The organism is Roseovarius salis (assembly GCF_044472985.1).
GTDB lineage: Bacteria > Pseudomonadota > Alphaproteobacteria > Rhodobacterales > Rhodobacteraceae > Roseovarius > Roseovarius salis.
In genome coordinates this window covers 1-8,966 of record NZ_JBISDG010000070.1, presented here as the reverse complement: position 1 = coordinate 8,966, position 8,966 = coordinate 1, and the positions used below count along the sequence as shown (strand labels likewise).

Annotated in this window: 10 protein-coding genes and 1 riboswitch; of the genes, 9 read left to right on the top strand and 1 reads right to left on the bottom strand. The window is 65.6% G+C overall.

The annotated features are described in order from the left end of the window. A partial coding sequence (gene ftsY, locus ACH13J_RS17710) for a signal recognition particle-docking protein FtsY (RefSeq protein ID WP_397544678.1) occupies positions 1–913 on the top strand: 913 nt, incomplete at its 5' end. 5 nt (positions 914–918) lie between these two features. On the opposite strand, the gene ACH13J_RS17705 is transcribed toward ftsY, so the two are convergent. Further along, complete coding sequence (locus ACH13J_RS17705; RefSeq protein WP_397544677.1) at positions 919–1,413, bottom strand: MgtC/SapB family protein; 495 nt, start codon at positions 1,411–1,413, stop codon at positions 919–921. Positions 1,414–1,482: 69 nt separating this feature from the next. Between ACH13J_RS17705 and ACH13J_RS17700 the strand changes: the two genes are divergently transcribed. The 8 genes from ACH13J_RS17700 to ACH13J_RS17665 form a co-directional block, all read left to right on the top strand. Beyond that, a complete protein-coding gene (locus tag ACH13J_RS17700) occupies positions 1,483–2,385 on the top strand; it encodes an EamA family transporter (protein ID WP_397544676.1) in 903 nt (300 codons plus the stop codon). Positions 2,386–2,395: 10 nt separating this feature from the next. Continuing rightward, positions 2,396–3,007 (top strand): septation protein IspZ, encoded by a 612-nt coding sequence (locus ACH13J_RS17695; protein ID WP_397544675.1) that lies wholly within the window; start codon positions 2,396–2,398, stop codon positions 3,005–3,007. 196 nt (positions 3,008–3,203) lie between these two features. After that, positions 3,204–3,282: riboswitch (SAM riboswitch) on the top strand. A gap of 58 nt (positions 3,283–3,340) precedes the next feature. Continuing rightward, positions 3,341–4,522 carry an O-succinylhomoserine sulfhydrylase gene (gene metZ / locus ACH13J_RS17690; RefSeq protein WP_397544674.1) on the top strand — a complete coding sequence of 394 codons (1,182 nt, stop codon included), beginning with the start codon at positions 3,341–3,343 and terminating at the stop codon, positions 4,520–4,522. A gap of 120 nt (positions 4,523–4,642) precedes the next feature. Then, on the top strand, positions 4,643–5,749 hold the full coding sequence (gene folE2 / locus ACH13J_RS17685; RefSeq protein WP_397544673.1) for a GTP cyclohydrolase FolE2: 1,107 nt from the start codon (positions 4,643–4,645) through the stop codon (positions 5,747–5,749). A gap of 187 nt (positions 5,750–5,936) precedes the next feature. Next, a complete protein-coding gene (locus ACH13J_RS17680) occupies positions 5,937–6,434 on the top strand; it encodes a hypothetical protein (RefSeq protein ID WP_397544672.1) in 498 nt (165 codons plus the stop codon). Positions 6,435–6,560: 126 nt separating this feature from the next. After that, positions 6,561–6,785: a hypothetical protein gene (locus tag ACH13J_RS17675; protein ID WP_397544671.1), complete on the top strand. Its 225-nt coding sequence runs from the start codon at positions 6,561–6,563 to the stop codon at positions 6,783–6,785. A gap of 133 nt (positions 6,786–6,918) precedes the next feature. Next, positions 6,919–8,367, top strand: coding sequence for a potassium transporter TrkG (locus tag ACH13J_RS17670; RefSeq protein WP_397544670.1), 1,449 nt, complete (start codon positions 6,919–6,921; stop codon positions 8,365–8,367). Positions 8,368–8,414: 47 nt separating this feature from the next. Continuing rightward, the coding region (locus tag ACH13J_RS17665) for a thiamine pyrophosphate-binding protein (RefSeq protein ID WP_397544669.1) at positions 8,415–8,966 on the top strand (552 nt) is incomplete at its 3' end.

Genomic DNA, 8,966 nt, shown 5'->3' with positions numbered 1-8,966 from the left:
CGAGGGCGCGGACGGGTCGGGCAGGCCGGGACTGCTGGGGCGTTTCCTGGGCCGCGGCGGCGGGCGGGCCGAGGCGCGCCGCGCGCTGGACGACGAGATGCTCGAAAGCCTCGAGGAGCTGTTGATCACGGCGGACATGGGCGTGGACACGGCCATGCGCGTCACCGCGAACATGGCGGAGGGCCGCATGGGCAAGCGGTTGTCCAGCCGCGAGATCAAGGAGTTGCTGGCCGCCGAGATCGCCCGCATCATGGAGCCCGTGGCCCAGCCGATGCCACTTTACTCCAAGCGGCCGCAGGTGGTGCTGGTGGTGGGTGTGAACGGGTCGGGCAAGACCACGACCATCGGAAAGCTGGCAAGCCAGTTCAAGGCGGCGGGCAAACAGGTGGTCATCGCCGCCGGCGACACGTTCAGGGCTGCTGCGGTCGAACAGCTGCAGATCTGGGGCGACCGCGCCGGTGTGCCGGTGCTGACCGCGCCCGAGGGATCGGATCCCGCCAGCCTTGCCTTCGACGCGATGACCAAGGCGCAGGAAGACGGCGCCGACCTGCTCATGATCGATACGGCCGGGCGGTTGCAGAACCGCGCCGACCTGATGGAGGAACTGGCCAAGATCGTCCGGGTCATCCGCAAGAAGGATCCCGACGCGCCGCACAATACGCTGTTGGTGCTCGATGCGACGACCGGGCAGAACGCGCTGAGCCAGGTGGAGATCTTCCAGAAGCTCGCAGACGTGTCCGGGCTGGTGATGACCAAGCTCGACGGGACGGCGCGGGGCGGCGTTCTCGTGGCATTGGCCGACCGTTTCGGCCTGCCCATTCACGCCATAGGCGTGGGCGAGCAAATCGACGACCTCGCGCCATTCGACCCGGAGGAATATGCCGCCGCGCTGACCGGACTGGATGCGGCGTGACGGCGTTACTGCGTGCCGAGCCACTTCTCGAGCTGCCGCAGGATCAGCAGCACCGCCACGACGATCGCCGTCGCCAGGGCCGCCAGCGGCACCTGGCCTGCGCCGCACCCCAGCCCGACCGCCCCGGCCAACCATAGAGAGGCGCCCGTGGTCACGTTGCGCACCTCGCCCTGCGCGGTAAAGATCAGCCCCGCCGCGAGGAACGCGACCCCGGCGGTCACGGCCTCGATCATGCGGATGGGGTCGTTTCGCTGTTCGGTGTCGCCGCCGAAATCCATGGCGGCCAGTTCGCGCCCGATGATGACGAACAGGCAGGCCGCGACCGACACCAGGATATGCGTGCGCAGCCCGGCGGGCTTGGAGCGCCATTCGCGCTCCATTCCGATGACGGCGGCAAGGCCGATCGCCGCGACAAGCCGGGCGAACGCGACAAGCGGGGGAACGACCGAAAACGTGCCTGAAAATTCGTCGATGATGATGTCCGTGGCGGAGTCGAGCATGCCACCTCCCGCGGCCGTGATGGGTCTGCAGCGTAACACGCCCGTTTCCTTGCGAAAGGGCCGGGGTGCATGAGCGGCTGGCTGGTCTCTCTGGAGGGTACGGCCGAGGGGCGGCAGCTGGCCATGTTGCTCGCGCTTCTCGCGGCGATCCTGCACGCCGTGTTCGGCGCGCTGCAGAAGGGGCGGTTCGATCCGTGGCTCAGCCGCGGGGCGATCGATGCGAGCTACGCGCTGATGGCCGCGCCCGTCGCGCTGTTCGTCGTGCCATGGCCCGGGGCGCACATGTGGCCGATCTTCGCGCTCGTCTGGGCGGTCCACATGGTCTACAAGATCCTGCAGGCGATGGCCTATACCAAGGGCGCCTACACGGTGGTCTACCCGGTCGTTCGGGGAACCGGGCCGCTTTTCACCGTGATCGGCGCCTGGCTGTTGTTTTCCGAGGTTTTCACCGTGACGCAATGGGTCGGGGTCGGCGTTCTGCTGACGGGTATCTACGGGCTGGCCGTCTACAACCTGCGCACGGTGACGCTTGACCGCGAGACGCTGCCGCTGGCGCTCGGGCTGGCGGTGGTCACGGGGCTGTTCGTGGCGCTCTACACCACCATCGACGCCTACGGCATACGGGCGACGGCCGACCCGTTCACCTTCCTCGCGTGGTTCTTCATGCTCGACGGGATTGCGATGCCTGTCTACGCCTATTACCGGTGGCGCGGGCTGGCCAGCCGGCCAGACCCCGGCGCGCTCATGATCCGGGGTGTGATCGGCGGGCTGGTGGCCTATATGTCGTTCGGGTCGGTCATGCTGGCGACACGGCTGGACAAGGTGGGCGAGGCGGCGGTGCTGCGCGAGACCTCGACCGTCTTTGCGGCGTTGATCGGATGGCTGGCGCTACGCGAAACCGTGGGGCCGCGGCGGATCGTGCTGATGGCGCTCATCGCGGCAGGCGCCGTCATTGTGGAAATCGGAGGCTGAGGGACAGGCCATGGCAAACCGGAACGTGAACCCTGCTGTCAAGACGGGGCTGGAACTGGGGCCGATCGCGGCCTTCTTCGTGGCCTATCTCTGGCTGAAGGACGACAGCTTTACCATCGCGGGCAATGTCTATGACGGTTTCATCGTGGTCACTGCCGGGTTCGTTCCCGTCTTTCTGCTGGCGATGGGGGCGTTATGGGGTCTTACCGGGCACTTGTCGCGGATGCAGGTGGTGACCGCCGTCCTGATCATCGTGTTCGGCGGGCTGAGTGTCTGGTTCAACGATCCGCGCTTTTTCAAGATGAAGCCGACCATCATCTACCTGCTTTTCGGCGGGCTGCTCGGCGCGGGGCTTTTGCGCGGGCAATCCTGGCTGCAATACGTCATGGACGGGGTCATGCCGCTGACGCATGCCGGCTGGCTGATCCTCACTCGGCGGCTGACCTTCTTTTTCCTGGGGCTTGCGGTTTTGAACGAGCTGGTCTGGCGCACCATGTCCGAGGAGTCGTGGGTCTATTTCAAGACGTTCGGCCTGACGGCGGCGATATTCGTGTTCTTCATCTTCCAAGGCGGCCTGTTCAAGACGCACGGCACCGGTGGTGACGACACCGGCGAGAGCTGAGGCGCGGCCACCCGCCCGGCGCAGCCATCACAGCGACGCGCCGCGGCCGGCTGTAACCTGCAAAAGCGGTGTGCTGCTCGACTCCCACAACACGTTGTGGGGCGGGGGTGGGCGGGCCATACGAAACCAATTGGACCATCCCGTGAATCCCGCGTGACACTGCCACGGCATTGACGTGGGGAGATGCCGGGGGTAAGCGAATAGGTGTGGTGATTTGTTACCGGATTGCGGGCCACGTTAAACAACACCGCTAAAGAGGTCAGGATGAAAGCCCCCCTTTCGCTTGGCCGAAACGGGGGGTTTTTCGTTGGGGCGCTGCCCCGGAGGACGGACATGAAAGACAATTGGAACACGCGCACCAGACTGGTTCATGCCGGCAGCCGCCGGAGCCAGTACAACGAGGTCAGCGAGTCGATCTACCTCACGCAGGGTTTTGTTTACGACAGCGCCGAGGCTGCCGAGGCCCGGTTTCGCGAGGCCGGGGCGGATGAATACATCTATGCCCGCTACGGCAACCCCACCGTGGCCATGTTCGAGGACCGGATCGCCGCGCTCGAAGGCGCCGAGGCGGCCTTTGCCACTGCCAGCGGTATGGCCGCGGTCTCGGGCGCGCTCACCTCGATTCTCAAGGCGGGCGATCACGTCGTTTCGGCCAGGGCGCTGTTCGGCTCGTGTCTTTACGTGCTGGAGGAGGTGCTGACCCGCTTCGGGGTCGAGGTCACTTTCGTGGACGGCACGGATATCGCCGCGTGGCGCGCGGCCGTGCGCCCCGATACCCGGGCCGTGTTTTTCGAGTCGATGGCCAACCCGACGCTCGACGTGGTGGATGTGGGGGCGGTTGCCGCGATCGCCCACGAGGTCGGCGCGACCGTCATTGCCGATAACGTGTTCGCCACGCCTGTCTTTTCGCGGGCGCTGGAGCTTGGCGCAGACGTGGTGATCTATTCGGCGACCAAGCATATCGACGGGCAGGGGCGGACCCTTGGCGGGGTGATCCTGGGGTCGCGGGATTTCATCCGCGGGACGGTGGAACCCTACATGAAACACACTGGCGGCGCGATGTCGCCCTTCACGGCCTGGGTGCTGCTCAAGGGGATGGAAACGATGGACCTCCGCGTGCGGGCGCAGGCCGCTTCGGCGTTCGCCATCGCTGAGGCGTTGCAGGCGCATGACAAGCTGGTGCGCGTCATCTATCCCGGTCATCCCTCCCATGCGCAACACGCTCTGGTGCGGCGTGACATGGGCGCGGGCGGCACCGTTGTGGGGCTGGAGGTTACGGGCGGGCAAGCAGGCGCGTTCAGGTTCCTCAACGCGCTCGACATCGTGCTGATCTCCAACAATCTCGGCGACGCGAAGTCGATCGCGACCCATCCGGCGACCACGACGCATCAGCGGCTGACGCCCGAGCGCCGCGCCGCCCTTGGCATCACGCCCGGCCTGGTTCGGCTTTCGGTGGGCATAGAGGACACCGGCGATCTCGTCTCGGACATCCTGCAGGCGCTCGAGGCCGTGTAGACAAGCGCCGCGCAAGATTGATCCGTCCCGTCGTTTCCGGCGTAAGAATATGCGAGATTGGGAAATTCCGCTGCAACGCATTATGTGATAGGGCAGGGACAGGACAAGGGGACGCCACCGATGAACATCCAGACCGTCAAGCTGGACAAGGGACTCGACCGCGAGGACGCAAAGCAGGCACTTTCAATGTTGCGTGCCTGGGCCGCGAGCGCCAGCCGCGAGGAAGTGGCAGAGCTCGACCCGCAGCTGGCCCGCCTGCTGCGCGGGGAGGGCGCCACGGAATATCCCGTGCTGAACCGTGACTACCCGGAGGACTTTCAGCCCGACGATTCCTACCGGACCTCGATGCCCGACCTGCAAAACGGCCCGTCCTCCCTCATCCGGGGGGAGCGCCAGCAGCTTCAGCATGTGGGAATCTCCAACTTCCGGTTGCCGATCCGGTTTCATACGCGCGACAACGGCGACCTGACGCTGGAGACGTCTGTCACCGGCACGGTCAGCCTCGAGCCCGGCAAGAAGGGCATCAACATGTCGCGCATCATGCGCAGCTTTTACCGGCACGCGGAAAAGACGTTCAGCTTCGATGTCATCGAGTCGGTTCTCAATGACTACATCGCCGACCTGGAAAGCCTTGATGCGCGTATCCAGATGCGGTTTTCCTACCCGATGAAGATCCGCTCCCTGCGCTCCGGGCTGGAGGGGTTCCAGTTCTACGACCTCGCGCTGGAGCTGGTGGAACAGGACGGCGTGCGCCGTCGCTTCATGCATCTCGACTACGTCTATTCGTCTACCTGTCCATGCTCGCTGGAGCTGAGCGAGCACGCGCGGGAGGCCCGGGGCCAGCTGGCCACGCCGCATTCTCAGCGTTCGGTGGCGCGGATCTCGGTCGAGATCGACCGCTCCGCACCGGGTTGTCTTTGGTTCGAGGACCTGATCGACATGGCGCGCACCGCCGTGCCGACCGAGACACAGGTGATGGTCAAGCGCGAGGACGAGCAGGCCTTTGCCGAACTGAACGCGGCCAACCCGATTTTCGTCGAGGATGCCGCGCGCCTGTTCTGTGCCGAACTCAAGAAGGACCCGCGCATCGGCGATTTCCGGATCATGGCGAGCCACCAGGAAAGCCTGCACAGCCATGACGCCGTCAGTGTCCTGACCGAGGGCGAGACATTCGCAAGCGACAGCATCGATCCCAAGATGTTCAAGACGCTTTTCCACGTGGGCTGACACCGGGCAAGGGGTGCCCATGAATCAGGCAGGGTGCCGTGCGTCCTGCCTGCCGAATTGGCAAATTCCTGCGGGGCGGCGGCGCGAAACGGGGCCGGGCGGTTCAACACGGGCGGCCATGCATGTATATCCTTTTGTCACAGAGCTGCGCTATGCGGCGCAAGCACAGTGCGAAAGGACCTCTCACATGACCCCTGTCTCCGCCCCTCTCAAGCTCTCGGCCGCCGGCATGCGCGTGGCCGGGTACATGATCGAGACGAACCTTCGAGTCGCACAGGTCTTCGGTCGCGCGGCGCTGGAGCGCAATCCGTTGCTCGGGATGGCGCCCGCGGCGCAGAGCGGCACTCCCGCCGCCAAGAGCGAGGGAACAAGCGCAGTAGCGCGCCCGCGGAAGGCCAAGCCCGCCAGCCCGACGAAGCGCAAGACGGCGACGAAGGCGCCGGCCCGGTCCAAACCCGCCGCCAAGACCGCGCCGAAGAAACCCGCGGCCAAGGCCTCGGGCGGCAGTGCACCAGCATCCGGCGGGCAGGCCGCGGCAAAGCCGGGCACTGCGCCCGCGGCCAAGACCGCGGCCGAGACACCAGCCAAGGCCGAGGCAAAGCCGGACACCAAGCGCCCCCGGCAGCCCTCCGCTCCGCCCGCCATGCCGGATACGGGCAAGGATGGTAAGACCGGGCAAGACTGAGCCGGGCGCGGCCGGGATGCGCACGGCGCAAACCGGCCTTACGATATCGCGGCTTCTCATGTCAGGGCTGCTGACCTAGTTTCGTGTCAGGGAGGAAACCTGCAACTGACACGAAAGAGGTTTCCAATGGCGACTCTGACAGATCACGCGACACGCTACGACGCACGGCACGGCCTGCTGGCACGGATCGTCCGGGCGGTTTCCGCCGGGATCGAGAATCACGCCCGCAAGGCATCGCGCCGAGACAAGGTCGAGGCGCTGGAGCGCAAGACGGATGCAGAACTGGCGCGCATTGGCTTGCGTCGCGAGGATATCGCGCATCACGTGTTCCGCGACCTTTACTACATCTGATCCTAGGCATGGCCCGGCCCCGGCGGCGGTGAGCGGGCTCTCGCGGCCGCCGGCACACGCCGTTGGCGAGGGGGCCAGTCGACGGTGCGACCGTTCTTGACAGCGGCACAGGCCGCGGCCAAGGCTTCGCGCCATGCTTGACCTGCGCTCCGTTGGATATGTGATCGGCCTGATGGTCATGACGCTGGGTCTGGCCATGGTGCTGCCCATGGTGGTGGACCTGGCCGAGGGGCGCGGGCACTGGCCTGTTTTCCTTGAAAGCGCGGTTCTGACGACCCTGACGGGCGGGCTGCTGGCGCTAAGCTGTTTCAACGGTGTGCGCACCGGCCTGACGATCCGGCAATCCTTCCTCCTGACCACCAGCGTATGGGCGATCCTGCCTTTTTTCGGCGCGCTGCCCTTCATGCTGGGGGCAACGCAGGCAAGCTTCACCGACGCCTATTTCGAGGCCATGTCGGGCCTCACCACGACGGGAACCACGGTGTTCGAGGGCCTCGACGACCTGCCGTCGGGGCTGCTGCTGTGGCGGGGCCTGCTGCAATGGCTCGGGGGGCTGGGGATCGTCATCGTGGCGCTGGTTTTCCTGCCGATCATGCGGGTGGGCGGCATGCAGTTCTTTACCTCCGAGGGGTTCGATACCTTCGGCAAGGTGCTGCCGCGCGCGGTGGACATCTCAAAGGGGGTCATCAACGTCTACCTCGCGCTGACGCTGTCGTGCGTGGGGGTCTATCTGCTGTTCGGCCTGTCTGCCTTCGACGCGACCGCGCATGCGCTGACTACTGTCTCCAGCGGCGGCTTTTCGACGCGCGATGCGTCGTTCGGGGCGTTCGCGGCCCCCGCGCAATATGCTTGTGTCGTTTTCATGATCCTCGGCACCATGCCCTTCGTACGGCTGATGCAGGGATTGCGCGGCAATTTGACGCCCCTTTTTCGCGACACGCAAGCGCAGACTTATTTGCGGTGGATCGCGTACGCGGTGGCCGCGGTGGCGCTTTATGAGCTGGCGGTTGCCGGAACCCTGTCCGAGGCGGCATTCAGGGAAAGACTTTTCAACGTTGTTTCGATCTTCTCGGGCACCGGCTATGGCGATGGCGACGTGACCGCTTGGGGGGGCGGGCCCTTCGTGATCCTAGTGCTCGTCGGGGCCATTGGCGGATGCACTGGCTCGACCGGGTGCTCGGTAAAGATCTTCCGTTACCAGATCCTGATCAGCGCGATCGGCATGCAGCTCAACCGCATCTTCTATCCGCACAGCGTGCAGTTGATCCGCCATGGCGGCCGGCCCGTGGAGTCGGACGTGTTGCATTCAGTGATGGCGCTAATGACAATGTATGTTGTTCTGTTTGGCCTTTTCACCGTTTCGCTGGAACTCGTCGGGCTGACCTTCAACGAGGCGCTCACGGGCGCGTGGACAGCCATTTTCAACATCGGGCCAGCGTTCGGCGAGGCTGTCGGCCCCACCGGCGCTGTGGGTGCCTTTCCGCAGGCGGCCAAATGGATCATGATCATCGCGATGCTCGTCGGCCGGCTGGAGGTGATCGCCGTTCTGGTTTTGGTGTTGCCGGCCTTCTGGCGGGCCTGATACCGGGGGGAGCCGGCCGCCAAGAGGCCGGGCAGAGGAGAAGCGAGATGACAGGACAGGACGACAGGCCGGGGCGTCGGCCCCTAGGTGCGCAGATCAGCCACATGCTGAAATCCCGCGGGGTGGACGTGATCTTTGGAATCCCCGGGGTGCACAACCAGGAAATGTATCGCGGGATAGAGGAAGCCGGCATAACCCATGTGCTGGCCCGCCATGAACAAGGGGCGGGTTTCATGGCCGATGGCTATGCCCGCGCCAGCGGCAAACCCGGCGTTGCCTATGTCATCACCGGGCCGGGCCTGTGCAACATCATGACCCCGCTCGGGCAGGCCTATTCCGACAGCGTTCCGGTGCTGGCGATCTCTTCCTGCCTGGACGAGACGGCGGCAGCGCGCGGCCAATTGCACCAGATGCGCGACCAGGCGGGCGCGGCGGCCTGTGTCTGCGAATGGAGCCACGAGGCGCGCGATGCGCAAAGCGCCTACGTGCTGATCGACAGGGCGCTGACGGAGTTCGCCACCGCCCGGCCGCGGCCGCGCCACGTGCAGGTGCCGATCCGCACGCTGGAGGCGCCGGCCGCCGCCCCGCCGGATGCCGTG